Genomic DNA, 26,930 nt, shown 5'->3' on the forward strand with positions numbered 1-26,930 from the left:
GTCGCAAGATTCCCTCAAGATCATTGCATCGACGAACCGCGACAACCATGCTGGTCGACACGCGCCACGATCAACTCCTCGGAGACCACATGAGACGTCAGCGACCCACCCTCATCGCCGTATCAACCCTCATCGCCGTCACCCTCACCACCGCACCCACCCCCGCCAACGCCCAACCCGCCGCGCCACCCGACCAGGTCACCGCCCTCACCGCCCACCAGGGCGACGGATACACCACCCTCGCCTGGCAACCCGTCGACGGCGCCACCGACTACCAGATCGAACGCACCCCCGTCGACGCCGACAACAACCCCACCGGCGCACCCACCATCGTCGGCATCTGGCGACCCAACCGCCAGATCAACCAGCAGGCACCCACCTTCGCCGACGCCGGCTACAACCCCGGCGACACCTTCCAGTGGCGCGTACGCGCCCGCACCGGCACCACCGAACAGCCCTACTCCGACCCGGTCACCGCCACCACCACCGCCCCCTGGGGCAACCCCGACACCCCCGGCCAGAACCTGCGCACCCAGTGGGAGACCACCCACGCCGCGCAATACACCAGCGACACCGACGAGTACGCCTACACCGCCGCCATCGACACCCTCAGCGACCGGGTACGCGTCGTCGAACTCGGCCGCACCGTGCAGAACCGACCCATCAACATGCTCGTCATCGGGCACCCCGCCCCGCCGGCCACCCCCGCGGCCGTCGCCGCCACCGCACCCGTGGCCATCAACTGCAACGTGCACGGCAACGAACCCGGCGACCGCGAGGCGTGCCTCATCATGGCCCGCCAACTCGCCTTCAGCACCGACCCCCGCGTCACCGACCTGCTCAGCCACACCACCGTCCTGATCGTCCCCACCATCAACGGCGACGGCCGCGCCAACAACACCCGCGGCAACTCCACCGGCCAGGACCTCAACCGCGACTACTCCCTGATCCGCCAACCCGAGACCGCCGCGTACATCAAAATGGTCCGCGACTACCGACCCGTCGCCGGCTACGACGGCCACGAATTCGGCAACTCCCGCGCCGGTGACCTGCCGATGCTGCCACCCCGACACCAGAACGTCGCCCAACCCATCTTCGACCAGTCCCAGGACATGATCGAAGGCCACATGTACGCCAAGGGCGCCGAAGCCGGCTGGTGGGCCTGCCCCTACGGCTGCGAAGGCGGCGGCAACGTCGGCCTCAGCGAGGAAACCATCCTGCGCAACACCCTCGGCCTCAAGAACGTCACCAACTCCCTGTTGGAACTGCGCAGCTCCGGCGGCCAGACCCGCCCCGACGAGGGCAACACCGCCAACAACCGACGCCGCAAGACGTACTCCGCCCTGTGGACGTTCCAGCAGTTCCTCGACTACCACCGCGAAGACCGCACCGACATCCTCAAGGCCCGCACCGAGGCCATCGAGTTCCAAGCCGCCAACACCGGCCGGCTGGTCTTCCGCGGCTCCCGCCCCATCCCCGCCCACCCGGCACCGCACCCCGGCGACAGCCCACCGCCGCTCGACGCGCCGCCCGCCGACCTGATCCTCGACAACGCACCCTGCGCCTACAAACTCACCGACGCGCAGTACAACGGCGCCCGCACCGACGGACCCGGTGGCGTCGGCACCACCGTCGCCCAGCGCATCGCCGCCCACGGCTGGAAGGTCATCACCATCGGCGACGACCACTACGTGCCCCTCAACCAGCCCGAACGCGGCCTCATCCCGCTTCTCCTCGACACCAAGGGCGTGGAGAAGCTCACCGACGGCGAACGCATCTACCCCACCCTCACCGGCCGCCGCAACGGACCCCTGGTCGTCACCGGCTTCACCTGCGCCGACGACGCCACCATCAACGGCCCGGTCACCGTCCGGGCCGGCGCGGCACTCGTCGCCACCGGAACGACCATCAGCGGACCGGTCAGCGCCACCGGCGCCGCCGGCGTCCTCCTCGCCGACGGCACCGTCAACGGCCCGGTCCGGATCACCAACACCACCGACGCCATCTCCATCATCGACGTCACCATCGCCGGCCCGGTCGACCTGTCCGGCAACACCACCGGCACCGACGCGCCCCTGCTGATCGGCAACACCGTTCGCGGCCCGCTCAGCTGCACCGGCAACAACCCCGCACCGACCAACCTGGGCATCACCAACACCGTCCACGGCCCCCGCACCACCCAGTGCGCCACGCTGTGACCGACAGCTAGACAACCGCCGTGCCGGCGGCGTGGGCCTGGTGCCCGCGCCGCCGGCACAACCCACCGAACAACCCCCGCACCCGTGGAGGCCGCCGTGCCGCACCCCGCCACCGCACCACGTCACCCCCGACGGCGGGCACTCGGCCTGCTCCTGCCGACACTGCTGCTCGCCGCCTGCACCGGCAGTCCCGCAGGGCCCCGCGCCGACGCCGCGCCAACGGCCACCGCACCCCAGGTCACCGGGCCGCTCTGCGCCGCCCTGCCCACCGGCACCGAACCCGGCAACCCGGCCTTCCTCGCCGGTCAACCCGTCGACCAGGCGCTGCGCTGGATCCCCACTCTCACCACCTTCGAAGCGGCCCTCCGCACCAGCGGCGTCCTCACCGAACTGCCCGCCGGCACCGGCGTCACCGTCCTGGCGCCGTCCGACGACGCCTTCGCCGCCACGTTCTCCGAGGACAACTGGGACGACCTGATGACCCACCACACCGACCAGCTCCGCACCCTGCTGAGGGCCCACCTCATCAGCGGAACCCACCCGATCGCCGAACTCACCACCGCCGGCACCGCCACCACCCTGGACGGCGTCACCGTCACCGTCACCCACACCGGGCCCACCGCCCGCCTCGGCGACCGCGCCGACACCGTCTGCGCCGACTACCAGGCCACCAACGCCCGCATCCACATCATCAACGCCGTCCTCGGCCCACTGCCCGCCACCGCCGACGGCACCGGCCACCGCGCACACTGACCGCGCTCACCCCGACGGCACCGGCCACCGCGCACGCTCACCCCGGCGGCACCGGCACCAGGCCCGCCAGCGCGCGGTTGGTCCGATTGGCCCGGACCGCATCACGCTGCTGCCCGGCCGTCACCTCGATGTACGTCTGCGACGACGCCAGCGACGCATGCCCCAACAACCGCATGATCTCCGCCGCGCTCGCACCGTCCTCCGCCAACCGGGTCGCGAAGGTGTGCCGCAACGCGTGCAACCGCGCACCACGCGGCACCCGGTCGCCGATGCCGGCCCGCCGATAACACGACTCCACCAGATACTGCAGACCACCACGGCGCAACGGCTCACCGCGCCGATCCACCAGAAACGCCGAGTCGGGCCGTACCGACCGCGAGCCGAAACGCCGCGCCCGACTGTCCAGGTAGTCCACCAGCACCCGATCCAGATCCGCCTCGATCGGCACCACCCGGGGCCGCCCACCCTTGCCGGCCACCTCGACCCGCCGCTCACCCGGCCGACCACCGAGCGAGTCGACCCGCAACGCGAGCAACTCCGACAGCCGCAACCCCGCGCAGAGCGCCACCGCCAACACCGCCACGTCCCGCTCCGGCCACGGGTCGCGCTGCCGACCGTCGTCCCGCGCGGCGGATGCGAGCAGCACCTCGGGGGTGTCCGCGCCGCGCAGCGGCTTGGGCTGGGGGAGTAGCGCCCGAGGTCGCCCGACCGCCGGCATCGGGTTACCCGCCACGAACCCGTCAGCGACCAGGAACGTGAAGAAGCTGTTCCAGGTGGACCAGGCCCGGTGCACCGACGCGGGCGCCCGGGGAGCGGCGAACCGGGCGAAGGCCGCCCGCATCACCCGGGGGGAGAGCGCGGTGATCGACAGGTCGGCCAGGGGGAGGGGAGGGGTGGCATCCTCCGCGACCAGGGTCGCCACCGCGTGCAGGTCCCTGCGGTACGCGGCCAGCGTGTGCGGGGAGGGCTTGCGGGTGGCCCGCGCGGTCAGGAACTCCTCGATCAGCACCCCGAGCGATTCGTCCTTTTTGTCATGCATAAGGGATATTATGCAGCATTTTCGGGTTTCCGGAAAGCCGCCCATGGAGGTCGGACAGGGGAGAAGGCTCGCCAGTGCGGGTGCGCCTGGGCGCCTGTCGACCTGCCCCACGGGTGGGGCAGGCGTAGCCCACCCGAACGGGTCGACGCACCCGGCGACGCGATGCTGGCCCGACGGCATGCCACAACCCTCATGTTCGGTGTGTCCACACGGCACCGGCGGCGATCCCGTTCCGAACCGTCCGCGCGCCCCGCGACTCGGGCAGCTCAACAGGCGGCGGGGAGGACACCTGCCGGCCGGCGTCCATCGCGACGCGGGAGTCCGTGACGGCGGCCCGCACTGCCAGGCGGCGTCACCCACCGGCTGCGAGGTGCCGGCCGCAGCGCGTGACAACAGGTGGCGCGGATCGGGAAACACGTATCGTGCGCGGCATGACGTCGCGTGCCGCCACCTGTCCCACCTGCGGTCGGCCCGGCACACCCACCGTCTACCGGGACCTGGACGGCCCGACGGATCTGGTCTGCTCCGCGGGGCACCGGTGGCGGGTCACCGGTCGACGCGGGTGGGCCGTACACGCGTCGCCCACCGTCGTCGGCCGCCCAGCCGGGGGCGTACCAACCGGGACGGAGCCCATGGACGTCAGCAAGGACGGCCGGACCTGGCGGATCGGCACGGCCAGCGACGTCGCCTGGCTCGCCGGGCACACCACCCAGGGCATCTCGATCACCACCGCGATCCCGCCGGTGTTCGACGCGTACGCCACGTTCCACCCTCCGGACGGGGTCGGCCCCGACGCCCACGAACACGCCGTGATCAACGAGCTGACCGCCTGCACCGCCGAGCAGCCCTGGTGGTTGGGCTACCTGGACACCGGCGCGCACGACGTCGTCTTCCCGCAGGCTCCGCGGGTGTCCCTCTACTGGGACTGGCCGTACGTGTTGGTCGAGGCCGGCCCGGAGCAGGCCCTGACCTGGCGGAGCGGTCACATGCGTGGTGACGGTCCGCTGCCGGATCTGTTCTTCCCGAAGGATCGTTCCTGGCTCGTCTCCGCGCTGTGGGACGACGCCTGGACCGACATCGGCGGCAGCGCCGCGCTGGTGGCACGTCTACGGGGCAACCCGCTGGTCAACGCCCGTCCGGTCGAGCCGGACGAGGACGCGTGCCCGCCGGGTCTGACCCGCGACTGACCACCGCTGCGGGGACGTCGGGGGGACCGCCAACCCACCTAACTTTACATAATGTTCATTATCGAATCGCTGTCGACGGGAGCGCGAAGCCTGGTGGGACGACATGGTTCCGCAGCAGGCGTATGGCTCGCCGTCGCACCGACGAACGAAGGCGACGGACGGTGATCGGAAGGTCGCCGGGTGCGTTCCTGCGTCCACATCGCTACGATGAGTCAGCAGTCCGAGGCGAAGGGGTCGTGTCCGCGTGCGATGTCCCGTCATTGGAACCGCGTCCACGCCCGCGCCGAGCCGAGTTTCTCTGCTCGCCGCCGACCAGGTTGGCACGTTCGTCCGACGGTGGGCGCTGCTCCTGGCCGCCGTCGGGGCTGGCGTTGTCGTGGCCGTCCTGCTTCAGGAGCCGGCCGCCGCGGACGGGCGTGACGACGGTTCCGGCGGCGGACGTCATCAGCAGGGCGGCGTCCTGGTCGAGCGGGTTGTCCGACTCGGTCTCAGCGAGGCTCCCGAGCGGCGTCACCAGCAGGTCACGACAATCGACGACGGTCGCCCCGGGGCGCCGAGCCGCGCCAGCGAGGTCGTCTCCCCCGGCGGCATCCGGCCACCGGCGGCGGCGCCAGGGCTGGACGCGCGCTCGTCCCGGGCGACGCCGCTCCCCCAGGTCGCCCTGGACGTGGCGCGCGGCGCGGCGCAGCGCGGAGAACGACTGCCGGATCCCCGGTCGGATACGACCGCTGACACACGGCAGCGTCGGGCCGCGCTCCCCGGCCGGGTCCCGATGGGCGTCGATTCCGTCCGGCCTCCGCGACCGGGTGTGCTCCCCGTCGACCCCATGCGGCCTGCGCGCCCGGTCGTGCTTCCCGTCGTGTCCTCCACGGCGGGGCTGGTCGCCGATCGGTCGCTGCACGCCGTGCGCGGCGTGCTCCACCCGACGATCGGGCCCGTCGTCAGCGTGCTCGACCGGGTCGTCGACGCCGCTCTCGGCGAGGTGATCGTTGTGCCGTCACCGCGGCTACCCACGCCGACAGCGCCCGAGGGCGCTTCCGCGGGTGTGTCCGACGCGCTGAGCCCGGCGCCGCCGGCCGCACCGGCCGCGTGGGCGTCGCCAGCGCGTACGACGGTCGTCGCGGTACGCGGCGCGGTTCCGCCGCCGACGCCATCGGCGCCGGTGGCGTTGGTGTTGGCTGTCGCTTCGGTGAGCGGCGCGGCTTCGGTCGGGCGCGGCGTCGGGTGGTCGGGTCCGGTGCCCGCCGGGGCGGGCAGTCCGGTGCGGCCGGTGGCACCGACCGATCACGATGCTGCCGGTGCGAGCGACAGATCGGCGCCCGGGTCGGGGGCCGGGTCGCCGGTGGTCCGGCCGTCGCCCAGCTGCTCTGCACAGGTTTTCGACGTGCTGCCACTCGTGGTGGGAGCCGGCTATTCGGCGGTGAGTGCGCGGCCTGGCTGACGTGGGCTGGATCGGTCGTGGGGGTTGGTCTGCTCCGGCAGGTCGACCGCTGGGCCGACTGGGTGCCCGTGCGTGTCGGTAGGTGACGGCGCTGCGGGCCGATGCCTGTCCGTCCGTCGCGCGTGACCGGCCGTGCCGAGCCCTGTGGGTTGTCCGGGGTGGTGACGGTCCGACGCGTACCTGAGATCGGAGAGACGTGGTGATCCACGTTGTTGTCGCCGAGGACATGGGTTTGCTGCGCGGGGCGCTGAGCGCCGCGCTGTCGGGTGAGGAGGACATGGAGGTTGTCGCCGATGTCGAGGGTGTCGGCGAGTTGGTGCGGGTGGTTCGGCGGTGCCGTCCGCAGGTGGTGGTGCTCGCGTTGACGCCGGATCTGCCCAATCCGGTGGAGGCGGTGGCCCGGATCGGTGTGGAGGCGCCGGAGGTCGCTGTGTTGGCGATGAGTCCTCGGTGGAGTCCGTCGCTGGTGGAGGCGGCGTTGGCGGCGGGTGCGCGGGGTCTGGTCGGCAAGGATGGTTCTCTGCCGGAGTTGGTGCGGGCGATCCGCACGGTTGCGGCCGGGGATCGAGCGTTGGACCCGAGCGCGGCGGCGGCGGTGTTGTGGCCGACGGAGAGTCCGTTGACGCCGAGGGAGATGGACGTGCTGCGGATGGCCGCCGAGGGTCTGCCGCTGAAGGAGATCGCTCTTCGGCTGCATCTGGCGCACGGGACGGTGCGCAATCACCTGTCGGCGATTCTCGCCAAGACCGGTGCGCGTAACCGGTTGGAGGCGGTGTGGCGGGCACGGTGTGACGGGTGGTTGTAGCCGGTCGACGGGGCGGGTCCGGTGGTTCGACCGGGCCCGCTCCCCCGTCGTGCGGATGGGTCTGATGCGTGTTTGAATGCTGACGATGAGTGATCGTTGCTGGGTGCACGGGAAGGTTCGTGATGATCCGTACCCTGCTCGCGTTGGACAGTGCCCTGGTGTTGGGCGCGCTGTCGTTCGTCCTGGCTGCCGAGGACGACATCCGGGTGGTGGCGAAGGTGGACCGGGGCGACGCGGTTCCCGCGGCCGTGCGGGATGAACGTCCCGACGTGGTGGTGGCTGATCTGGATTTCGTCGAGGGGGTCGATGCCAGCCGTCTCGGCCGGTGTCCGGTGCTGGTGTTGGCCCATCCGCGGCGGGCGGGTCGGCTGCGCGGGATGCGCTGCGGGACGCGGATGGTCGGCATTCTGCGCAGTGATGTCACTCCGCAGCGGGTGGTTGAGGGGATTCGGCTGCTCGCGCGACGGCAGCCGGTGCTCGATGCGGACCTCGTCGTCGCGGCGCTGCACGCGGGTGGTCCGTTGACCGGTCGTGAGACCGAGGTGTTGGCGTTGACCGCGCAGGGGGCGCCGGTGGCGGAGGTCGCGGTGTCGCTGGGGTTGAGCAGTGGGACGGTCCGCAACCATCTTGGTCGGATCGCCCGCAAGGTTGGTGCGCGTACTCGGGTGGAGGCGGTGCGGGTGGCGCGTGAGGCGGGCTGGATCTGACCGGTGTGGGTGGGCGGTTCACGTGGGTGGCAGCGGCGTGGCCAGGGGCGGCGTGGCGCGTTCCTCCCAGTGGCCGACGAGCAGCCGGTAGGCCGTGGAGTGGGTCAGCAGGTGCTCGTGGGTGCCGGTCAGGGGCGCGGCGTCGCCGAGGATCAGCACCCGGTGGGCGCGGATGGCGGAGCTGATGCGGTGGGCGATGACGACCAGGCTTCCGGGTCTGCGGGCGAAGGCGTCTTCGACGGTTGCCTCCAGCGCCGGGTCCAGGTGGCAGGTGGCCTCGTCGAGGATGATCAGCGGGGCGGGCGCGAGCCAGGCCCGGACCGCCGCGATGAGTTGTCGTTCGCCGCTGGAGAGCAGGGCCGGTGTGATCGGCGCGGTGAGGCCGCCCAGGCGGGTCGCGAGGGGACGTGCGCCGAGCGCGTCGATGGCGGCTTGCAGGGTGTGGTCGTCGGCGTCGGGTCGGAGGTAGCGCAGGTTGTCGGCGAGTGTGCCGGTGAAGACGTACGCCTCCTGTGGTACGAGCACCCGTTTGCGGGCGAGGATGGCTGGCTCGGTGCCGGTGACCGGGTCGCCGGCCAGGTGGATCGTGCCGGTCTGGGGTGTCAGTAGGCCGGCCAGGAGGGCGGCCAGGGTGGACTTGCCCGTGCCGCTGGGGCCCACCACGGCGAGGTGGTCCCCGTGGTGCAGGGTCAGGGAGAGGTTTTCCAGGACGGGTCGGGCGCGTGGGCCGTAGCGGAAGGTCAGGTCTCGGATCTCGACGGCTGGGGTGGGGTCGGTGGTGGTGCGGGGTCGGGTGTGGGGTCTGGTCGGGCGGGGTGGTTCGGGTTCGGGGTAGGTGCGCAGGATGTTCTCCAGGGTCACCAGGTAGCGCAGTCCACCGCCGCCGATGCCCTGCAGGAGGGTGTGCAGGGCGGGTTGCAGGCCGGTGGAGATGTAGATGAGTGCGCCCAGCACCGCGCCGGCGGTCATGCCCTGCTCGACCAGCCACGGTGTGGCGATCAGCAGGACGATGAGGGGGAGCCAGCCGCCGATGCCGAGGCTGAGGCTGCGGATCGCGGCCATCCGGGCGAGGGTGCGTTCCGCGTTGGCCTGGGCTGAGACCTGGTGTTCCACGTCGGTGGTCACGCGTGCTTGGGCGCCGCAGGCCAGTACGTCGCGGTGTGCGGTCAGCGCGGTGGCGGCGCGGTGGCCGAGGTGTTCGCCGGTGCGGACGTAGGCGCGCTGGTGGGCGATCATCGCCGGTAGGGCGGCGAGGAACACGGCCAGGCCGGCGGCCAGTGGTGCGGCGGCGAGCGCTGCCACGACGGGTGCCAGGGCGAGGAGGCCGAGGAGGGCTGCGCCGGCGGAGAAGAGGAAGCCGCGGGTGACCATGAGCAGGCCGGCGAAGGTGTCGCGGACGATCTCCAGTTGGTGGGTGAGGCGGGTGAGGGCGGCGTTGTCGGGGTGTCCGCCGGTTCGGGTGGCGTCGTGCAGCGCTCCGCGGACCATCTGGGTGGCGAGTTGGTCGCGGAACGGCTCGACGACGGCGCCGAGGCACCGGTATGTCCGGCCGGTGGCCGCGGCGCCGACGAGCACGGCGACGGCGAGGGCGCCCAGCCAGGTCAGGCCGGCGATGGGGCGTCCGGCGAGGAATCCCTCGTCGACGGCGCGGGCGATCAGGTAGCCGGAGAGCAGGGCGGGGATGGACTCGACGAGTGACCAGCCGCCGAGGCGGGTCAGGTCCCGTCGGCGGGCCAGTGCGGCGCGCCAGGTCACCTGTCGTACGCCGGGGTTCATGGGGTGCCGTGTGTCGGTGTGAAGACGGCGCGGTATTCGGGGTCGGCCCAGAGTTGGTGGTGTGGTGCGAGGCCGCGTAGCCGGCCGGTGTGCAGCCAGGCGACCAGGTCGGCGGCTGCTGCCGTGGTGGCGCGGTGGGTGATGAGGAGTCGGGTGCGTTGGTCGGTGTGTGTGGTGGTGGCCTGGGTGATGCGGTGTTCGGTGGCGGTGTCCAGGTTGGATGTGGCGTCGTCGAGGATGAGTAGTCGCTCGGCGGTGAAGGCGCGTGCCAGGCCGAGTCGTTGGGTTTCGCCGCCGGACAGCGGTGTGTGGGCCAGTGGGGTGCGGTAGCCGTTGGGGAGTCGTTCGACCACGTCGGCGATGGCGGCGCTCTGGGTGGCGGCGAGGACCGCGGGTGTGGCCGGGGTCGGGTGAGGTGGTGGTGTCGCTGACTGGGTCGGCAGGGCCAGCCCGATGGCGTCGTGGATGGTCGCGCCGATCAATACGGGTCGGTCGAAGGCGTAGCCCACGGCCCGGCGCAGCGCCGCCGGGTCGAGGTGGCGCAGGGGCACTCCGTCGAGGTGTACGTCGCCGGCGTCGGGGTCGTGTAGTCGTCCCGCGACCGCGGCGAGGGTCGATTTGCCGGCGCCGGACGTGCCGACGACGGCGACGGTGCATCCGGCTGGTACGTCCAGGTCGATTCGGTCCAGGATGTGGCGGCCGTCGTCGGTGTGCACGCTCACTCCGCGCAGTCGTAGTGCGCCGCCGCCGGGTGGTAGGGGGTGGGTGCCGGTCGGTGCGGTGGGCTGGGCGAGGACTTCGGCGATGCGGTGGGCGGCTGCGCGGCTGCGGACCAGGTGGTTGAGGGTGGCGAGGACGCCGCCGAGGCCGGCGCCGACGGCCGCGTAGCGGACCGCGGCGACCAGTTGTCCCGGTGTGAGCCAGTCGGCGGTGAGGGCGTATCCGCCGACGGCGACGACGCTGAGGTGCAGCAGTGGCGCGACGGCGGCGGTGCGTGCGCTCGCCTGGGCCAGCAGTGTCCATCCGCGTTGGCCGTGTCGGCCCAGTGTGGGGAGGGCGGCGAGGACGCGTTCTTGTTCGCGGTGGGTGGTGGCGGCGGCGGCGATGGTGCGGGCGCCGGTCAGTGACTCCAGTAGTCGGCCGGCGATGCTGCCCAGTTCGCGTTGGTAGTTGGCGGTCACGGTTGACGCGTCGGTGACGAAGGCGCGCATGAGGACGGTGAGGAGGCCGAGACCGGCGAGGAGGGTGACTCCGAGGGCCGGGTGGATGATGGTGAGCGCGACGACGCTGCCCAGCGGTGGGAGGATCGCCACCGTCGCCAGGACGAGGGCGTTGCCGGCCTGTCCGGTGTCGGCGGCCTGGCTGACCAGCCGGCCGACGAGGTCGCCGACCGGGTGGCGGCGGGTGGCGCGGACGTCGAGGGCGAACAGGTGGCGCAGGAGGTGGCGGCGTAGCCCTGCGGTGGCGCGGGCCGCGCCGAGTCCGGTGGCCAGGTCGCTGAGGGTGTCGACGCAGATGAGGGCGAGGACGAGTGCGCAGGCGCTGGCCGTCCACCAGCCGGAGCCGCCGGTGAGGGCGGTGTCGACGGCGTGGCCGAGGGCTGCCGGGAGGAGGAGTTCGGCGGTCGCGCCGAGTACGGCGACCGCCGCGAGTGTGGCGGTCCAGCCGCCGCCGGCCAGGGCTGTGCGCCGTAGCAGCCGGTCCCCCGTGGCGAACGCCGACATCGGTGCCTCCCGGTGGTGCGCGGTTGCCCTGGGTGGGTACGTCTACCCACCCAGGGCCCCGAGTGCGAGTGGATCAGTTGCAGGTCGTGACGGAGAGCGAGCTGTCGCCGCAGAGCAGCAGGCTCGCCCGGCTACCGCCACCCGTGCGGTCGGCCGGAGCCATCTCCAGGCCCTGGAGGTCCAGAAGCGCCATGTCGTTCACCTCCTTTCCTTCGTTGGTCGAGAAGATCGCCCTCGCGGTGACGAGGGGGTCTGTGCGCCCGGGAGGGGCGTGAGGAACGGCAGCGTCGGTGGCCCGTCGTGGTGGGCGCAGGCCAGCGCGAACAGCACGCCGGCGGTGCCGGTGCCGAGGTCCATGGACAGTCGCAGCAGCTGCTCGCCGGGGAAGGCGGTGCCGTCGCGGTATGGCAGCGCGTGCCAGGACAGCCGGTCCAGTTGCGCGTCGAGTTCCCGGCGGTCGGTGTCGTCTGTCGAGGCGGCGAGGTAGGTGATGATGCCGGCGCGGCCGGCGAAGAGCCCGGCCTGGGCGTAGAACGGTGAGCGTGCCGCGCGGCGGATCCCGGCGCTGGCCTCGCTGAACTGGTCGTCGGCGCGGTGGCGTAGGTACTGGTCGATGACCAGTCCGATGCCGACGCTGCCGTTGGCCAGGTAGGGCATGGTTCGCCAGCCTTCGTTGACCTCCAGCGCGCCGTCGGGGCGTAGCACGCAGCGGCGCAGGTCCTGCCGCAGGGCGGTGGCGGCGTGTTGGAGCAGGTCGTCGTCGCCGGTCAGCTCGTACAGTCGTAGCGCCATCAGCGCGGCGCCGGTGCGGCCGCGTAGCAGCCCGGCGTACGGGTGGCGTCCGCCGCTGGTGTCCGGGCCGGGGTCGTCGGCGAGTTGGTCGATGACGCGTTCGGCGGCCTGCCAGGCGGCGTCGCGTAGCGTCGTCTCGCCGGTGCGGGCGGCCAGTTCGGCGAGGTTGAGGGCGATCCCGGACAGTCCGCTGGCCAGGCTGTGGTCGAGCCCGTCGAGGGGTTGGTTGCGGCAGATGTCGAGGACGTCGAGGGCGTCCTGTCGGCGGCCGAGGTGTTCCAGGGCGTAGGCCACGCCGTGCAGGCCGTCGTAGAAGCCGCAGCGGGTGCCGGAGGGGGGTGCCGTTGCTCGTCGTACCAGCCATTGCTCGTGTTCGGGTCGGCGGCCGGCGCCGCTGCGGTGCAGGGCGTACAGGACGCCTGCCGCGCCGTGGGCGAGGTTGAGGCCGCCGGTGCGGAACTGTTCGATGTCACCGGGGAAGAGCCGGTCGTCGCGGTCGGGGGTGGCGCTGGCCAGGATGGCCGTGGTCAGCCGGTCCCGCGGGGTCGGCCAGTCGCCGAGGTGCGCGTGGGTGTCGGTGGTGGTGGGTGGTTCGCCGGTGATGTCGTGGACCGCCGGGTCGAGGAAGGACCGGGGCACCGGGAGGTTCGCGGCGATGATGTCGGCGAGGTGGCTCACCTTGGCGGGGGCGAGGCGGACCAGTTGGGTCAGCGGCAGGAACAGCGCCAGTCGCAGGCAGGCCAGGGCGTAGCGGTCGACCGCCGGTCCGGTGCGGTCCCGTGGTGCGGCGAAGCCCTGGTTGCGTAGCCCGGGTCGGCGGTGCCCGGTGATCGGGGCGGCGACTTCGAAGTCGACCAGGGCGACCCGGTCGTCGGGGCGGATCATGATGTTGAACAGGTGTAGGTCTCCGTAGACCAGGCCGCGTTGGTGGATGGCGGTGATGAGGTCGTCGACCTGTTCGTAGACGTGTCGGGCCCAGCGGGTGTAGGCCACCTTGTCGTCGTGCGTCGCGTCGGCGTCGATGAGGGGGTACCTGTCGACCAGCGCCTTGTTCAGTGGCCGGCCCTCGATGAATTCGAGCGCGAGGAAGCGGTGCTCGCCGAGGGTGAACTCGTCGTGTACTCGTGGGACCTGCGGCAGGTCGGCGAGTTGCCGCAGGGCGGTGGCCTCCTTCGTCAGCCGGGCGACGGCGTCGGTGCCGTCGGCGTCCAGGCCGGCGTGCGGTCGGGCTTCCTTGAGTACGACCTGGGTGTCGGTGCGCAGGTCCCGGCCGACGTACAGTCCGCCGCCGTTGGAGAAGTGGATGACCCGCTCGATGCGGTACGGCACTTCGTTGGTGTTGGTGTCGTTGCGGGCGGCGAGGTGTGGGCCGAGGAAGTCGGGCAGGGTGATCCAGGGTGGCAGGTGGAAGACGGGTTCGCGGCGGTCCGGCACGAGCGTGCCGGAGTCGTCCTCGATCGCGGGGACGACCTGGCCGTCCGGGGAGTGGCAGTAGCGGGCGGCGAAGCCCCCGTAGCGCACGTGGATCGGTCCGGTTCCGTAGCGTAGGTCGCTCAGGACGTACGGGCCGGGCTCTCCGGTCAGCAGTTCGTCGAGTTCCTTGCAGGTCAGCTCCAGCTCGGCCTCGTCGCGTGGGTAGACCGTGATGAACTTGCCGCTGGCGGCTCGCGCGGCGTACTTGGAGTTGCGCAGTAGCAGGGTGCGGGGTCCGCGCAGGAACTTGAAGGACAGATCACGGGGTACGCAGTAGTCCCAGACGGTGTCGAGGATGCGCTCGGCGTTCGCCAGGGTGGCCGATACGTGGATCTTCCAGCCCTGCTGTGGCAGCGAGCCGCCGTCCGGGCCGTAGATCAACCAGTCGTCGAGCGGTTCGCGGCGCCATCCGGGTGGCACCGGCCGGTCGGCGGCCGGGAAGAGGGGCTGTGCGACAGCGGTGCCGAGCGAGTCGTAGAACAGTCGGTCCGCGGCGCAGTAGCTGTCGTAGCGCTCGTCCACCGTCGCGCCTCCCGTCTCGAACCTGGCCGGCTGTCGTGCCGGCGTTCTGGATCGAGTCTCGTGGACGGGACGGGTCGGGCCACAGTGCAGTTAGTCATGAGCTTCGATGTGAGGTGCACAGGTGTTCGTGACAAAAGTCAGGGCTGCCGGGGCGGCGGCGTGTGCCGCTACGACCGTTACCGTCCGCGTGGGCGCGTGGCGATGAGCGAGGCTGCGGCAGGTGTTGGAGGACTGCTGGGGATTCCTGGCCGCCGTCCCGGAGACGCCGGGTGCGTACCGGACTTCCCCGAGTTGCCGCTGCCAGAGGCCGAGGTGCTGCTCTGGGAGAGGGTGCGGGGTCGCCCGCATATCCGTACCGTGGCAGGCTTTTCTGAGCCCTTCCCAGGTGCGGCGTTGGTGGGATGGGGTGGAGCCTCGGGATCCTGGGCCTTATGATGATCGAAGTTGTTCGATCATGTGGGGTCGGACGTTACCTGCGCCACACCTGGACCGTAATCCTTCATCAAGGTAAGCGCCGTCGCTGTCGCCGACCTCACGTGCGCCGCTCGTCAGGGAATGCCCGGAGCGGGTCGCGCGGTTCTCCGTTCGGAAGATCAGAATCACATGATCGAATGGAAGTGCCATGCACATGCGCTCAGATGCGGTAGTGCTGTTCGGTGTCACCGGTGACCTCGTCTCGAAGAAGTTGTTCCCGGCGCTGTACGAGTTGACCCGGCGCGACCGCCTCGACGTGCCGGTGATCGGCGTGGCCCGCTCCCCCTGGGATGACCAGCAGTTGGTCACCATGGCCCGTAAGTCGGTCGCCGAGGCGAACGACGAGGTCGACGACGAGGTCTTCGACCGGCTGGCGGGCAACCTCGCGATGATCTCCGGTAACTACGCGGACCGGGCCACGTACGAGCGGCTGGCCGAGCGGCTGCGGGGCGCTGAGCGACCGGTCTTCTATCTGGCGATCCCTCCGGCGGTGTTCGGTTCCGTCGTCGAGGGTCTCGCGGCGGTCGGTCTGGCCGACCGGGGTCGGGTGATCGTGGAGAAGCCGTTCGGGCGTGACCTGGAGTCCTCCCGCGAGCTGGAGCGCACGCTGGGCGCGGCCTTCGCCCCGGAGCGGGTGTTCCGCATCGACCACTACCTGGGCAAGGAGGCCGTCGAGAGTCTCTACGCCTTCCGGTTCGCCAACCGGCTGTTCGAGCCGCTGTGGAACAACGAGCACATCGACAACATCCAGGTGACCCTGGCCGAGGGGTTCGGCACGCAGGGCCGGGCCGGTTTCTACGACACGGTGGGCGCCACCCGGGACGTGTTGCAGAACCACATCCTGCAGGTGGTCGCGCTGATCGCGATGGAGGCGCCGGCAAGCGAGGACACCGAGGCGTTCCGGGAGGCGGAGTCCGCGGTGCTGCGGCAGATCGCGCCGCTGTCGCCGGAGTCCACCGTGCGGGGTCAGTACGCCGGCTACCGCGACGAGCCGGGTGTGCCGGCGGACTCGAACACGGAGACGTTCGTGGCGACCCGGTTGACGGTCGACTCTCCCCGCTGGGAGGGTGTGCCGTTCTACCTGCGGACCGGGAAGTCGCTGCCGGGGACGGCGACGGAGGTCGTGGTCGAGTTCAAGCAGCCGCAGCGGTCGCTGATTCCGGCCGAGCGGGGCACGGCGACCGCCGCGAACCTGCTGCGGTTCCGCCTCGGGCGCGGTGACGGCATCACGATGTCGATCCAGGCGAAGAGCCCGGGTGCCGAGGTGGCGAGCCGTCCGGTGGACCTGTCCGTCGACTTCGGTGCGGCCCTGGGCCGTCGTCAGGAGGCGTACGAGCGGCTGCTCGACGACGCGATGGACGGGCAGCACCTGCGCTTCGCGCGGGCCGAGACGATCGAGCAGGAGTGGCGCATCGTCGAGCCGATCCTGGATCTGCCGACGGCGGTGCAGTCGTACGAGAAGGGCGGTTGGGGTCCGGCGGACGCCGATGCTCTGGCCGGCGGTTGGCACACCCCGGACCTGCGGTAGCGGCGGCCCCGCACCGATCGTGGGCGGTGCGGGTCGGGGTCACCCGGTGGCACGGGTCGCCGGGCGGATGCCGCGGATGCCGGCGACGGCGAATTCGATGCCCAGGTCGTAGTAGCCGTCCCGGTCGCCGCGGAGCGTGAGCGCGTCGGCGGCGGCGAGGACGTGCGGGAAGCGTTGCGGCGCCAACGCCTGAAGTGCCGCCCGCTTGGCGCGCACGGCGTGGTCGCGGGTGTCCGGGTCGGTGCTCTCGGTGGCGCCGGGTTCGGTGGCAACGAGGGTCACCAGGGAGCAGAAGGCCTGGCTGCCGATCTCGGTGGCCTGCTCCGGGGGGTAGCCCGCCCCGTCGAGCAGGGCGAGCATGCGCTCCACCAGGATCAGGCCGGGCTCGGACAGCAGGATCCGGGTGGGGACCAGCCCGGCGACGGTGGGGTGCGGGCGTAGCGCGGCGAGGCAGGCGGCCAGGATGGCGCGGACCTGCTCGTCCCAGGGTGCGGTGCTCGGCTCGGGCAGGCGGATGTCGGCGAGCAGGCGGGCGGCGAGCGCGTCGAGCAGGTCGTCCTTGTCCCGGAAGTGCCGGTAGAGCGCCATCGGGGTGACGCCGTGTTCCTGGGCCAGCCGACGGATGGTGATCGCGGACAGGCCCTCGGCGTCGGCGATGCGCAGGGCGCTCGCGACGATCGCGGTGGGGTCGAGACGCTGCGGGGTGTCCTTGCTCATACGTGCCACAACTTCTAGTGTACTACGTACACAGGCCGGTATACGTTGTAGATGTACGGCGTACACGGCGCCGTGCGTGACGTCTTCTCTCCGATGGGATAGGCATGCGACGTAGTCCCTGGGCAACTCTGGCGGTGCTGTCGGTGGCGCAGTTCATCGTCATCCTCGACGTGACGATCGTGAACGTGGCGCTGCCCAACATCCAGACCGATCTCCGCTTCACCCCCGACGATCTGCAATGGGTGATCAGCGCGTACACCCTGCTCTTCGGTGGTTTCCTGCTGCTCGGCGGTCGTGCCGCCGACCTGCTCGGCGCCCGCCGCATCTTCATCGTCGGTCTGGTGCTGTTCGGTGCGATGTCCCTGCTGGCCGGACTCGCGACCTCGCCCGGTCTGCTGATCGCCGCGCGCGCCGTGCAGGGCCTGGGCGGCGCGTTGCTCTCCCCGGCGGCGTTGGCCATCCTCACCGTCACGTTCGCGCACGGACGGGAACGCAACATCGCCATGGGCATCTGGGGCGCCCTGGCCGGGCTCGGCGGAACACTGGGTGTGGTGGCCGGCGGCCTGCTGGTCGACGCGCTGAGCTGGCGGTGGGTGTTCTTCGTCAACGTGCCCATCGTCATCGCGCTCGTGGCGATCGTGCCGACCTTCGTGGCGGCCGTACGACACTCGCAGCCCGGCACCCGGACCTTCGACGCGCTCGGGGCGGTCCTCGGCACCACCGGCCTGCTCGCCGTCGTGTTCGGCGTGGTCCGGGCCGAGTCCGCCGGCTGGGGCTCGGCGCAGGTGCTCGCCACCCTCATCGGCGGGGTCGCGCTGCTGGCCGTCTTCGTCGGCGTCGAGGCGCGCTCGGCCGCGCCGTTGGTGCCGCTGCGACTGTTCCGCTCCCGGGCGCTGAGTGTCTCCAGCGGGGCGCTGGCGCTCAACGGCGCCGCGTTCCTGTCGATGTTCTTCCTCACCGCGCTCTACCTGCAGCAGGTCCGCGGCGCCTCGCCACTGACCGCCGGCCTGCAGTTCCTGCCGATGGGCGCGACGGCCATCGCCGGCGCGGCCGTCGCCACCCAACTGGTGCACCGACTCGGCACCCGCACCCTGCAGATCATCGGCGCGCTGCTCAGCGTGATCGGCCTGCTGCTGCTCAGTGGGGCGGGCGCCACCGGCTCCTACGCCGGCGAGCTGCTGCCCGGCCTGCTGCTGTTCAGTCTGGGCATCACGACGCTGGGCGTACCCGCCCAGATCTCCGCGATCTCCGACGTCGAACACCACGAGGCCGGCGCCGCGTCCGGTGTGGTCACCGCCGTGTACCAGGTCGGCGGGGCCCTGGGCTTGGCCATCGTCACCACGTTGTCGGTCACCCACGTCACCGACGCGCTCAGTCGCGGTGCCGGTCAGCAGCAGGCGCTGGTCGACGGGTTCCACCGTGGGCTGTTGATCGCCGCCGTCTTCGCGATCGTCAACCTGGTCGCCTCGCTCGCCACCCCGCAACTGCGTCCCGACGCCGAACGGGTCGCCGAGGCGGCGGTCGCGGCCTGAGGGCGCGCGGGAGGCCGGCACTGTCGGCCTCCCGCGGCGGCGTGATCGACTCGGCTTTCCGGCATGTCGTGGTGTCGCTTTGCCGTGACACCCCGGCTGTCCGGAAGCCGAGTCGATCACGACGCGCACCGCCTCGGCGCTGACTGACCGCTCAGCTCAGCGGAGCGACCGTCCGGCGACCGTGAGGTTTGCCGGGTACGAGTGCAGTGGGCACGGTGGGTGCGACGTTTCTCGTCCTCATCGGAGAGGAAGCAGCCCATGCTTTCCGCACTCGATCGTCGGCACACCGTCGCGCCGCCCGGCTACAGCCGGTGGCTCATTCCCCCGGCGGCGTTGGCCATCCACCTCTGCATCGGTCAGGTCTACGCGACCAGCGTCTACAAGAACTCGCTGATCGCCCACTTCGACACCAGTCAGACGGCGATCGGGGTGATCTTCAGCATCGCGATCGTGATGCTCGGGTTGTCCGCCGCGGTCGCCGGAACGTGGGTGGAGGCGAACGGGCCACGCAAGGCGATGTTCGTGTCCGCCTGTTTCTGGGCGGCGGGTTTCCTGGTCGGTTCGCTGGGCATCGCCACGAAGCAGCTGTGGCTGCTGTATCTGGGTTACGGTCTGCTCGGCGGCATCGGGTTGGGCATCGGCTACATCTCCCCCGTCTCCACCCTGATCAAGTGGTTCCCGGACCGGCCGGGTCTGGCCACCGGTTTGGCGATCATGGGCTTCGGTGGCGGGGCGATGGTCGCCTCTCCCCTGTCGCGGCAGCTGCTGTCGTTCTACGACGCCGGCTACGACCCGGCCAACGCGGGGTCGACGGCCTCGGGCACCGCACTGGTGTGGTTGTTCGTGACGCTCGGCCTGGGCTACTTCGTGATCATGATGTTCGGGGTGGCGAACGTGCGGGTGCCGGCGCACAACTGGCGGCCGGACGGCTTCGACCCGGCGAGCGTGGCGGCGAAACCGCTGGTCACCACGGCGAACGTGTCGGCGGCGAACGCGGTGAAGACCCGCTCGTTCTGGCTGCTGTGGGTGGTGCTGTTCTGCAACGTGACCGCCGGCATCGGCATCCTGGAACAGGCCAGCCCGATGATCCAGGACTTCTTCCGCGACAACGGCACCTCGGCGGTGACCGTCGCGGCGGCCGGCGGGTTCGTGGGTCTGTTGTCGCTGTTCAACATGGCCGGCCGGTTCGTGTGGTCGTCCACCTCGGACATCATCGGCCGTAAGCCGATCTACCTGGTGTACCTGGGCGTCGGCATGGTCCTGTACGCGCTGTTGGCGCTGGTCGGGCAGACCTCGACGGCCCTGTTCGTGCTGTTGGCGTGCGTGATCCTGTCGTTCTACGGCGGCGGGTTCGCCACCGTGCCGGCGTACCTGCGCGACCTGTTCGGCACCTTCCAGGTCGGGGCGATCCACGGTCGGCTGCTGACCGCCTGGTCGGCGGCGGGCATCGCGGGTCCGCTGATCGTCAACGGGTTCCTCGACGCGCAGGGCAAACCGGGCTCGTTGACGGCGGAGGCGTACCGGCCGGCGCTGTTCACCATGGTGGGGGTCCTCGCGGTGGGTTTCGTGGCGAACCTGCTGGTGCGGCCCGTGCCGCAGCGCTACCACGAACCGCCGGCGGAGCAGCGGACGACCGACGACGAGATGGCGCAGAGGAGCGGTACGCGATGAGCGACGACAGCCGTAACGGGCAGCAGGCCCGGTTGTGGATCTCCTGGTTGGTGGTGGCGGCGCTGCTCGGCTACGGGGTGGCGCAGACCGTCATCACCGCGGCGAAGCTGTTCACCCACTGAGCCGGATCCGGCGGTCTCCGATCGCGCGAACTGCGTGCTCAGAGACCGCCGGAGACGCGCAGCACCGTCCCGGTGGCGTACGAGGCGTCCGGGCCGAGCAGCCAGGCGATGGCGGCGGCAATCTCGTCGGGTTCGCCGGCACGGCCCAGCGGAATGCGGCCGACGGCGGAGTCGGCCCGGTCGGGCACCCCGGAGTCGGCGTGGATGTCGGTGCGCACGATGCCGGGTGCGACGGCGTTGACCCGGATGCCCCTCGGGGCCAGCTCCTTGGCCAGGCCGACGGTGAGGGTGTCGGTGGCGGCTTTGACGGCGGCGTAGTGCACGTACTCCCCCGGGCTGCCCAGGGTCGCGGCCGCCGACGAGACGTTGACGATCGCCCCGCCGTCGGTCAGCCGCCGCGCGGCCTGCTGGGCGCAGAGCACGTAGCCGACCAGGTTGACATCGACGACCCGGCGCAGGTCCTCGACGCGCAGCTCGGTGAAGGGCCCGATGAGGCTGGTGACTCCGGCGTTGTTGACCAGGCCGGTGAGCGGGCCGAGCTGACCGGCCGCGTCGAACAGGGCGGCCACCTGGTCGGGGTCGGTGGTGTCGGCGCGTACCGCGATGGCCTGCGCGCCGGCGTCGCGCAGATCGGCCAGGACGGCGGTGGCCGCGGCCTCGTCGCGGCGGTAGCAGAGCGCGACGTGGTGACCGGTCGCGGCGAGCCGGCGGGCGGTGGCCGCGCCGATGCCTCGGCCGCCGCCGGTGATGACGGTGACGGGTGCCACGGTGCCTCCCAGGGTCTGCGCAAGAGCTGCGCCGACGCTACCGTGACCGGCGCGGGTCGGCCGTCGAGAGGAGAGTCACATGCAACGGGCGTTGGTGCTCGGCGGTGGCGGGGTGACCGGGGTGGCCTGGGAGCTGGGGCTGCTGGCCGGGCTGACCGAGCGGGGCGTGCCGGTCACCGAGGCGGATCTGGTGGTGGGCACGTCGGCGGGGTCGATCGTCGGCGCGCAGGTGTGCTCCGGGTTGCCCGTCGAGCGGTTCTACGCCGAGCAGCTGACGCCGCCGTCGAGTGAGGTGGCGGCACGGTTGGGTTTCGCGGTGCTGGCGCGGCTGATCTGGGCCGGTGGTCGGACCCGCGACGCGGTGCGCTCGCGGGCGCGGATCGGGGCGATGGCGGTCGCGGCGCGTACCCCGTCGGAGGCGTCGCAGCGCGCGGTGATCGAGGCCCGCCTGCCGTCGCCGGATTGGCCGCAGCGACGACTGCTGATCACGGCGGTGGACGCGTCGACCGGTGAGTTCGTGGTGTTCGACAGTGACAGCGGGGTGTCCCTGGTGGACGCGGTGGGCGCGAGTTGCGCGGTGCCCGGGGTGTGGCCGCCGGTCACGATCGGCGCGCGCCGCTTCGTCGACGGCGGGATGCGCTCGACGGTGAACGCGGACCTGGCGGCGGACGCGCGCAGGGTGCTGGTGCTCGCGCCGACGTCGGCGGCGATCGGGCCGATGCCGCGGCTGTCGGCGCAGGTGGACGCGTTGCGGGCGGCCGGTTCGCGGGTGGTGGTGCTGACCCCGGACGCGGCGGCGCGCACGGCGATCGGCCGCAACGTGCTCGACGCTGCGCGGCGGGCGGGCGCGGCTCGGGCCGGGCGGGCCCAGGCCGATGTGGTGGCCGACGAGGTGGCGGCGCTCTGGGCGTGATCGCTTACGCTCACCGCGCGGTCGATCAGACGACGGAGGTGCGCGGTGGCGGGTGTGGGTGTCGGCGACGAGGTGCAGGATTTCGAGCTGCCGGATGAGACGGGCACGCCGCGGCGGCTGTCGGAGTTCCTGGCGGGCGGGCCGGTGGTGCTGTTCTTCTACCCGGCGGCGATGACCCGGGGGTGCACGGCGGAGAGCTGCCACTTCCGCGATCTCGCGGCGGAGTTCACCGCGTTGGGCGCGACGCGGGTGGGCATCAGTCGGGATCCGGTGGCCAAGCAGGCCGAGTTCTCGAAGCTGCACGGCTTCGACTATCCGCTGCTGTCCGACGCCGACGGCACGGTGGCGCAGCAGTTCGGGGTCAAGCGGCGGGTGCCGTTGGGGCCGTTGAGCATGAAGCGGATGACGTTCGTGATCGGCACCGACCGGCGGGTCGTCGAGGTGATCCACAGCGAGGTCAGCATGAACGACCACGCGGACCGGGCGCTGCGGGCGTTGGGCGGCTGAGTGGGCGTGGGCCCCGTGCGGCGGGTGTCGCAGTCGGCTGGTATCAAGACAGCAATCAAACAGGTGTACGGAAGAGGGTTGTGATGGATGCCGGCCAGGGTTTGTCCACTAACGAGGTGCAGAGCATCCGGGAGGCGTTGGCGGCCGGGCGTAAGCCACGGGTGGTGTTCACCGCGTCGGCGGGGCAGATCGCCGGTCAGGTCGGTCAGGTGATCGAGCTGACCGACCCCGAGGTGTCCGACGAGTTCGTGGTGGTGCGGTTCGGTCGCGACGAGTTGCCGTTCTCCCCCGCCGACCTGGCCGTGGCGCCCAAGGGTGTGGGCCGTCGGGTGGCGGAGCCGAAGCCGGAGCCCGAGCCGCAGGAGCCGCCCGCGGCGCCGACGCCGGAGTTCGTGTTGGACACGCCGCGGGTGCCCGCGCAGCGACAGGAGGAGCCGAAGGTGGAGCAGACGGAGAAGCCGCCGGCGCGGCGGGCGGTCAAGGCCGTCAAGCCGAAGGGCCCCGCCGGCCTCACGGTGACCCTGGCGTACGCCGACGGCGAGTGGACCGTCGCCGCCCAGCAGGGCAGCAAGGCACTGGCGAAGCCGTACGTGGTGAAGCCGGCCGAGGCGTTGAAGATGGTGGCCCTCGTCGACGTGCCGGGTGTGCAGGAGGCGGTGGAGCAGATCCTGGGCACCGAACGGGCCGAGGCGGAGCAGCAGGCGGAGAAGCTGCGCGCCGAACTGGCCGAGATCGAGGCCCGGTTGGCGGAGCTGCGCGAGGTCCGCTGAGGCGGGTCAGTGCCCGCTGTGGTGGCGCACCAGTCGGGTGAGCAGCCGCGTCAGCTGCTCGCGCTCGGTGGTGGACAGGGGGGCGAGCAGGTCGCGTTGGGCGCGCTCGACGGTGTCGCCCATCCGGCGGGCCTCGTCGACGCCGGCGACGGTGGCGCTGATGACGTTGCGGCGGCGATCGGCCGGGTCGGGGGCACGCACCACGAGCCCCCGGCCGGCCAGGTCGTTGATGACGGCCACCACGTCGCTGCGGTCGATGCCGCAGCGACGGCCGAGGTCGGCCTGACTCGCGGGCCCCTCCTCGGCCAGGGTGGCGAGCAGTCGGTAGTGGTAGCCGCGCAGGTCGTGCGCGGCGAAGCCCTCGCTGAGCAGCCGGGCGGCGTGGGTCGCGGCCTGGTTGAGCAGCCAACTCGGGGTGGTGCTGAGCCCGGCGGGTGACTGCGGGGCCGTGGAATCCATGGGCACAGACTACCAGGAATCATTGGCGCGACCCACGATCGGGTGCTACGTTGGCGACACCAACGTTGGTGTGTCCAACGTTTTGAAGGAGGCACCCATGTCCACCGTCCCCACCCTCAACGGCCAGGTCATCGGCCAGGCCCACTACGCCACCCGGGCCCTGCTCGAACGAGCCGCCACCACCCTCGGCGTCGAGTTCGAGCAGGTGCTCGTGCTCAACGCCCTCGCCCACGGCCCGGTCGAACGCGCCCAGCTCACCCAACGGATCACCAGCACCCTGAAGGTCGACGAGCAGGAGGTGCGACGGGTGCTCGCCACCCTCGTCGACGCGAAGCTCGCCCAGACCGACCCGGACGCGGCGACCCGGCTACGCCTGACCGACGCCGGTCACACCGTGCAGGCCCGCATCGCCGAGGCCACCGCGGGCATCAGCGCCCGTTTGTACGCGGACATCCCGACCGACGAGGCGAACGCCGCGGCCCGCGCGCTCACCCTGGTCACCCAACGGGCCAACGCCGAACTGGCCGCCACTCCTGCCTGACTAGTCCCCAGCCGACCGCCGGGGTGCCGACCCCGGAAACCAGTTGGGCGTCGGTCTCGCCGCGCGGTCAGGTCGGGATGGGACGGTCGGCGGCCCCGAGAGTCCGGGGCCGCCGGCCGGTCAGAACAGTCCGGGGCCGCCGGCCGGTCAGAAGTAGTCGAGCAGCTGCGCCGGGCCGCCGACGCCCAGCAGGTCCAGGGCGGTCGGGTCGGTGGCACCGGCACCGTGCAACAGCCCGGCCTGCGCGACCGAACGGGCCTGCGCCGCCCCGGCATACAGCAACGCGAACCCGCGCATGTCCAGCCGCAAATCCGCGTCCCCGTCCACGCGGGCCAGCTCGGCGGCGCCGTCGGCGACAGTCAACCGCCAGGTGCCGGTGTTCCAGTCGGCGAGCGGGTCGGTGAGGTGGAAGTCGACGACGCCGCGGGCGTACGCGGGCCATCCCCGTGCGCTCACCGCGCGAACCACGTCCACCGGCCGGTGCATCCACAGGTCCCGCTCGTGCTCGCGGGCGGACTCCAGCGGCAACTGGACGCTGACCGCGTCCCCGTCGAGCGGGCACAGTCGCAGGGTCGGTGCGACGCTGGCCCAACTGCCGAGCACGCCGACGAGCTCCCGGGCAGCCTCGGCGCTGACGGCCAGGGCCTCGTCGACGGTGAGCACCGAGTCGGCCCCGTAGCCCCGACCCCGCTGCCAGGTGGCGTAACCGACCAACTCGCCGCCGGCCTCGACGAGGGTCAGCCCGTCGCCGGGCAGGTCCCCCTTGGCGGCGAAGAAGTCGAACAGCTCGCCCCGACGGGTCAGCAGGCCGTTGCGGTGCCGGGTGACCCGCTCGTACAGGGCGGCGACGGCGCCCAGGTCGGCGGGCGTACCGGCCCGGACGGTGAGGTGCGACGCGGGCCGGTGCCGGGGCAACGCGGCGGTGGTCAGGTCGACGGTACGCAGCACACCGGCGGCCTCCCACCCACACGCACGGTAGGGGGCGGCAACGGTCGGGTAGAGCGCGCTGATCGCCGCCCCCCGGTCGCGGGCGCCGCGCAGCAGGGTGGTGAGCAGGGCGCGGGCCACGCCCCGGCCGCGGGCCTCGGGCGCGACGGCCACCCCGCCCACGTCGGCGGCCGACACCGCCCGCCCGGACCACCACTGGTCGTGGTGCAGGTCGACGGCCTTGCCGACGAGTCGACCGGTGTCGTCGAACGCGCCGTACCGGGTCATCCCGGGCACCGGGTCGGACGCGTGCGCCGGGCGCTGCGGGTCGGAGCCGAACGCGAACCGGCCCAACTCCCAGGCGGCCTCGAGGTCGTCGGCGGTGAGTTCACGTACGTGCACGGTGGCGGGCATCGGCACACCGTAGCGAGACGGCCCCGCCCCGACAGCTCAATTACCCGAGACCCGGGACACCCCCATCCCGCGCCGATCTTGCAGTTTCTGTTACGGCATAAGCCGCATGTCGGGTCATGTCAACGACAGAAACCGCAAGATCGACGGGGTTCTGGGGGTGGTCCGGGGTCAGTGCTGCGGGATGTTGGCCACGCCGATGCGCTTGCGGAACACCCAGTACGTCCACCCCTGGTAGCCCAGCACCACCGGAGTGAAGATCACCGCCACCCAGGTCATGATCTTCAGGGTGTACGGGGTGGACGCGGCGTTGCTGGCGGTCAGCGTGCCGGCCGCGTCCAGGGTGGACGGCAGCACGTTCGGGAACAGCGCCGCGAACAGGGTCGCCACGGTCAGACCGATCGCCACGGCGGTGCCGGTGAACGCCCAGCCCTCCAGGCGTACCCGGGCGGCGGCCAGCGCGCCGAGCAGGGCGAGGGCCGCGCCGACGGCGAGCACGACGGCGGCCGTGCCGGAACGGATGGTCAGCGTCCAGGTGAGGAACCCGACCAGGAGCACGGCGGCCCCGGCGCCCAGACGCACCGCGAGCGCGCCCGCGCGCTCGCGGATGTCGCCGGTGGTCTTCAGGGCGAGGAACACCGCGCCGTGGGTGAGGAACAGCGCGAGGGTGGTCGCGCCGCCCAGCAGGGCGTACGGGTTGAGCAGGTCCAGCAGACCACCGACGTACTCGTGGTCGGCGTCCAGCGGCACGCCCCGCAGGATGTTGGCGAAGGCGACGCCCCACAGGATCGCCGGTAGCAGCGAACCGACCACGATCGCGGTGTCCCAGCGGCGCTTCCAGGACGCCTCGGGTCGCTTGTGCCGGTACTCAAAGGCGACGCCCCGGGCGATCAGGGCCAGCAGGATCAGCAGCAGCGGCAGGTAGAAGCCGGAGAAGAGGGTGGCGTACCACTCGGGGAACGCGGCGAACATGGCGCCACCGGCGGTGATCAGCCACACCTCGTTGCCGTCCCAGACCGGGCCGATGGTGTTGATCAGGACGCGGCGTTCCCGGTCGTCGCGGCCGAGCACGGGCAGCAGCATGCCGACGCCGAAGTCGAAGCCCTCCAGGATGAAGTACCCGGTGAACAGCACGGCGACGAGGAGAAACCAGATGGTGGTCAGTTCCACGATG

The 26,930-nt window shown here is 71.7% G+C and carries 23 protein-coding genes; 13 read left to right on the top strand and 10 right to left on the bottom strand.

Annotation, left to right across the window (positions count from 1 at the left end; all coding sequences use genetic code 11):
• Positions 1–89: 89 nt before the first annotated feature.
• Both AB0J33_RS28000 and AB0J33_RS28005 read left to right on the top strand, forming a co-directional pair.
• Entirely contained in the window at positions 90–2,198 is a 2,109-nt protein-coding gene (locus tag AB0J33_RS28000; RefSeq protein ID WP_363617544.1) for a M14 family zinc carboxypeptidase, read from the top strand.
• A 96-nt stretch (positions 2,199–2,294) separates the two neighbouring features.
• The gene (locus tag AB0J33_RS28005; protein ID WP_363617546.1) at positions 2,295–2,951 is read left to right on the top strand and encodes a fasciclin domain-containing protein; all 657 of its coding nucleotides are present in this window, start codon (positions 2,295–2,297) and stop codon (positions 2,949–2,951) included.
• Positions 2,952–2,988: 37 nt separating this feature from the next.
• On the opposite strand, the gene AB0J33_RS28010 is transcribed toward AB0J33_RS28005, so the two are convergent.
• Complete coding sequence (locus AB0J33_RS28010) at positions 2,989–3,990, bottom strand: tyrosine-type recombinase/integrase (protein ID WP_363617548.1); 1,002 nt, start codon at positions 3,988–3,990, stop codon at positions 2,989–2,991.
• A 431-nt stretch (positions 3,991–4,421) separates the two neighbouring features.
• Here AB0J33_RS28010 and AB0J33_RS28015 point away from each other — a divergent pair, with 431 nt between their 5' ends.
• From AB0J33_RS28015 to AB0J33_RS28025, 3 genes are all read left to right on the top strand, one after another.
• Positions 4,422–5,177, top strand: coding sequence for a hypothetical protein (locus AB0J33_RS28015; RefSeq protein WP_363617550.1), 756 nt, complete (start codon positions 4,422–4,424; stop codon positions 5,175–5,177).
• Positions 5,178–6,817: 1,640 nt separating this feature from the next.
• Positions 6,818–7,423, top strand: coding sequence for a response regulator transcription factor (locus tag AB0J33_RS28020; RefSeq protein ID WP_363617552.1), 606 nt, complete (start codon positions 6,818–6,820; stop codon positions 7,421–7,423).
• A 122-nt stretch (positions 7,424–7,545) separates the two neighbouring features.
• Positions 7,546–8,130, top strand: a complete 585-nt coding sequence (locus AB0J33_RS28025) for a response regulator transcription factor (protein ID WP_363617554.1) — start codon at positions 7,546–7,548, stop codon at positions 8,128–8,130.
• A gap of 18 nt (positions 8,131–8,148) precedes the next feature.
• Here AB0J33_RS28025 and AB0J33_RS28030 read toward each other — a convergent pair whose 3' ends face one another.
• From AB0J33_RS28030 to lanKC, 4 genes are all read right to left on the bottom strand, one after another.
• Entirely contained in the window at positions 8,149–9,906 is a 1,758-nt protein-coding gene (locus AB0J33_RS28030; RefSeq protein WP_363617556.1) for an ATP-binding cassette domain-containing protein, read from the bottom strand.
• On the bottom strand, positions 9,903–11,630 hold the full coding sequence (locus AB0J33_RS28035) for an ABC transporter ATP-binding protein (protein WP_363617558.1): 1,728 nt from the start codon (positions 11,628–11,630) through the stop codon (positions 9,903–9,905). Before AB0J33_RS28035 ends, AB0J33_RS28030 begins: the two co-directional genes overlap by 4 nt.
• 73 nt (positions 11,631–11,703) lie before the next feature.
• Positions 11,704–11,823: a SapB/AmfS family lanthipeptide gene (locus tag AB0J33_RS28040; protein ID WP_013734295.1), complete on the bottom strand. Its 120-nt coding sequence runs from the start codon at positions 11,821–11,823 to the stop codon at positions 11,704–11,706.
• 5 nt (positions 11,824–11,828) lie between these two features.
• Positions 11,829–14,417 carry a class III lanthionine synthetase LanKC gene (gene lanKC / locus AB0J33_RS28045; protein WP_363617560.1) on the bottom strand — a complete coding sequence of 863 codons (2,589 nt, stop codon included), beginning with the start codon at positions 14,415–14,417 and terminating at the stop codon, positions 11,829–11,831.
• Positions 14,418–15,039: 622 nt separating this feature from the next.
• Between lanKC and zwf the strand changes: the two genes are divergently transcribed.
• Positions 15,040–16,419: a glucose-6-phosphate dehydrogenase gene (gene zwf, locus AB0J33_RS28050; protein WP_363617562.1), complete on the top strand. Its 1,380-nt coding sequence runs from the start codon at positions 15,040–15,042 to the stop codon at positions 16,417–16,419.
• Positions 16,420–16,458: 39 nt separating this feature from the next.
• Here the strand turns inward: zwf and AB0J33_RS28055 are convergent, their stop codons facing one another.
• On the bottom strand, positions 16,459–17,136 hold the full coding sequence (locus AB0J33_RS28055; protein WP_363617650.1) for a TetR family transcriptional regulator: 678 nt from the start codon (positions 17,134–17,136) through the stop codon (positions 16,459–16,461).
• 104 nt (positions 17,137–17,240) lie between these two features.
• On the opposite strand from AB0J33_RS28055, the gene AB0J33_RS28060 reads away from it, so the two are divergent.
• From AB0J33_RS28060 to AB0J33_RS28070, 3 genes are all read left to right on the top strand, one after another.
• Entirely contained in the window at positions 17,241–18,668 is a 1,428-nt protein-coding gene (locus AB0J33_RS28060; RefSeq protein ID WP_363617564.1) for a DHA2 family efflux MFS transporter permease subunit, read from the top strand.
• A gap of 258 nt (positions 18,669–18,926) precedes the next feature.
• On the top strand, positions 18,927–20,339 hold the full coding sequence (locus tag AB0J33_RS28065) for an OFA family MFS transporter (RefSeq protein ID WP_363617566.1): 1,413 nt from the start codon (positions 18,927–18,929) through the stop codon (positions 20,337–20,339).
• Complete coding sequence (locus tag AB0J33_RS28070; RefSeq protein ID WP_363617568.1) at positions 20,336–20,461, top strand: hypothetical protein; 126 nt, start codon at positions 20,336–20,338, stop codon at positions 20,459–20,461. The genes AB0J33_RS28065 and AB0J33_RS28070 overlap by 4 nt, the downstream gene beginning before the upstream one ends.
• Positions 20,462–20,499: 38 nt before the next feature.
• On the opposite strand, the gene AB0J33_RS28075 is transcribed toward AB0J33_RS28070, so the two are convergent.
• Positions 20,500–21,228, bottom strand: a complete 729-nt coding sequence (locus AB0J33_RS28075) for an SDR family oxidoreductase (protein ID WP_363617570.1) — start codon at positions 21,226–21,228, stop codon at positions 20,500–20,502.
• A gap of 79 nt (positions 21,229–21,307) precedes the next feature.
• On the opposite strand from AB0J33_RS28075, the gene AB0J33_RS28080 reads away from it, so the two are divergent.
• The 3 genes from AB0J33_RS28080 (at position 21,308) to AB0J33_RS28090 (ending at position 23,418) form a co-directional block, all read left to right on the top strand.
• Positions 21,308–22,141: a patatin-like phospholipase family protein gene (locus AB0J33_RS28080; RefSeq protein ID WP_363617572.1), complete on the top strand. Its 834-nt coding sequence runs from the start codon at positions 21,308–21,310 to the stop codon at positions 22,139–22,141.
• Between the two features lie 45 nt (positions 22,142–22,186).
• The gene (locus AB0J33_RS28085) at positions 22,187–22,648 is read left to right on the top strand and encodes a peroxiredoxin (RefSeq protein WP_363617574.1); all 462 of its coding nucleotides are present in this window, start codon (positions 22,187–22,189) and stop codon (positions 22,646–22,648) included.
• An 83-nt stretch (positions 22,649–22,731) separates the two neighbouring features.
• Positions 22,732–23,418: a hypothetical protein gene (locus tag AB0J33_RS28090; protein ID WP_363617576.1), complete on the top strand. Its 687-nt coding sequence runs from the start codon at positions 22,732–22,734 to the stop codon at positions 23,416–23,418.
• A 6-nt stretch (positions 23,419–23,424) separates the two neighbouring features.
• Here AB0J33_RS28090 and AB0J33_RS28095 read toward each other — a convergent pair whose 3' ends face one another.
• A complete protein-coding gene (locus AB0J33_RS28095) occupies positions 23,425–23,877 on the bottom strand; it encodes a MarR family winged helix-turn-helix transcriptional regulator (RefSeq protein WP_363617578.1) in 453 nt (150 codons plus the stop codon).
• Positions 23,878–23,974: 97 nt separating this feature from the next.
• Between AB0J33_RS28095 and AB0J33_RS28100 the strand changes: the two genes are divergently transcribed.
• Complete coding sequence (locus tag AB0J33_RS28100; RefSeq protein WP_363617580.1) at positions 23,975–24,418, top strand: hypothetical protein; 444 nt, start codon at positions 23,975–23,977, stop codon at positions 24,416–24,418.
• Positions 24,419–24,565: 147 nt separating this feature from the next.
• Here the strand turns inward: AB0J33_RS28100 and AB0J33_RS28105 are convergent, their stop codons facing one another.
• Both AB0J33_RS28105 and cydB read right to left on the bottom strand, forming a co-directional pair.
• Positions 24,566–25,759 (bottom strand): GNAT family N-acetyltransferase, encoded by a 1,194-nt coding sequence (locus AB0J33_RS28105; protein ID WP_363617582.1) that lies wholly within the window; start codon positions 25,757–25,759, stop codon positions 24,566–24,568.
• 168 nt (positions 25,760–25,927) lie between these two features.
• Complete coding sequence (gene cydB / locus AB0J33_RS28110) at positions 25,928–26,926, bottom strand: cytochrome d ubiquinol oxidase subunit II (RefSeq protein ID WP_363617584.1); 999 nt, start codon at positions 26,924–26,926, stop codon at positions 25,928–25,930.
• Positions 26,927–26,930 lie beyond the last annotated feature (4 nt).

Origin of the sequence: Micromonospora sp. NPDC049645, assembly GCF_040675155.1 — a bacterium.
Taxonomy (GTDB): domain Bacteria; phylum Actinomycetota; class Actinomycetes; order Mycobacteriales; family Micromonosporaceae; genus Micromonospora.

Coding starts and splice junctions, on each gene's coding strand:
- AB0J33_RS28000 (WP_363617544.1), top strand. CDS start 90: ATGAGACGTCAGCGACCCACCCTCATCGCCGTATCAACCCTCATCGCC.
- AB0J33_RS28010 (WP_363617548.1), bottom strand. CDS start 3,990: ATGCATGACAAAAAGGACGAATCGCTCGGGGTGCTGATCGAGGAGTTC.
- AB0J33_RS28015 (WP_363617550.1), top strand. CDS start 4,422: ATGACGTCGCGTGCCGCCACCTGTCCCACCTGCGGTCGGCCCGGCACA.
- AB0J33_RS28025 (WP_363617554.1), top strand. CDS start 7,546: ATGATCCGTACCCTGCTCGCGTTGGACAGTGCCCTGGTGTTGGGCGCG.
- AB0J33_RS28030 (WP_363617556.1), bottom strand. CDS start 9,906: ATGAACCCCGGCGTACGACAGGTGACCTGGCGCGCCGCACTGGCCCGC.
- AB0J33_RS28035 (WP_363617558.1), bottom strand. CDS start 11,630: ATGTCGGCGTTCGCCACGGGGGACCGGCTGCTACGGCGCACAGCCCTG.
- AB0J33_RS28040 (WP_013734295.1), bottom strand. CDS start 11,823: ATGGCGCTTCTGGACCTCCAGGGCCTGGAGATGGCTCCGGCCGACCGC.
- zwf (WP_363617562.1), top strand. CDS start 15,040: ATGCACATGCGCTCAGATGCGGTAGTGCTGTTCGGTGTCACCGGTGAC.
- AB0J33_RS28055 (WP_363617650.1), bottom strand. CDS start 17,136: ATGAGCAAGGACACCCCGCAGCGTCTCGACCCCACCGCGATCGTCGCG.
- AB0J33_RS28060 (WP_363617564.1), top strand. CDS start 17,241: ATGCGACGTAGTCCCTGGGCAACTCTGGCGGTGCTGTCGGTGGCGCAG.
- AB0J33_RS28065 (WP_363617566.1), top strand. CDS start 18,927: ATGCTTTCCGCACTCGATCGTCGGCACACCGTCGCGCCGCCCGGCTAC.
- AB0J33_RS28070 (WP_363617568.1), top strand. CDS start 20,336: ATGAGCGACGACAGCCGTAACGGGCAGCAGGCCCGGTTGTGGATCTCC.
- AB0J33_RS28080 (WP_363617572.1), top strand. CDS start 21,308: ATGCAACGGGCGTTGGTGCTCGGCGGTGGCGGGGTGACCGGGGTGGCC.
- AB0J33_RS28090 (WP_363617576.1), top strand. CDS start 22,732: ATGGATGCCGGCCAGGGTTTGTCCACTAACGAGGTGCAGAGCATCCGG.
- AB0J33_RS28095 (WP_363617578.1), bottom strand. CDS start 23,877: ATGGATTCCACGGCCCCGCAGTCACCCGCCGGGCTCAGCACCACCCCG.
- AB0J33_RS28100 (WP_363617580.1), top strand. CDS start 23,975: ATGTCCACCGTCCCCACCCTCAACGGCCAGGTCATCGGCCAGGCCCAC.
- AB0J33_RS28105 (WP_363617582.1), bottom strand. CDS start 25,759: ATGCCCGCCACCGTGCACGTACGTGAACTCACCGCCGACGACCTCGAG.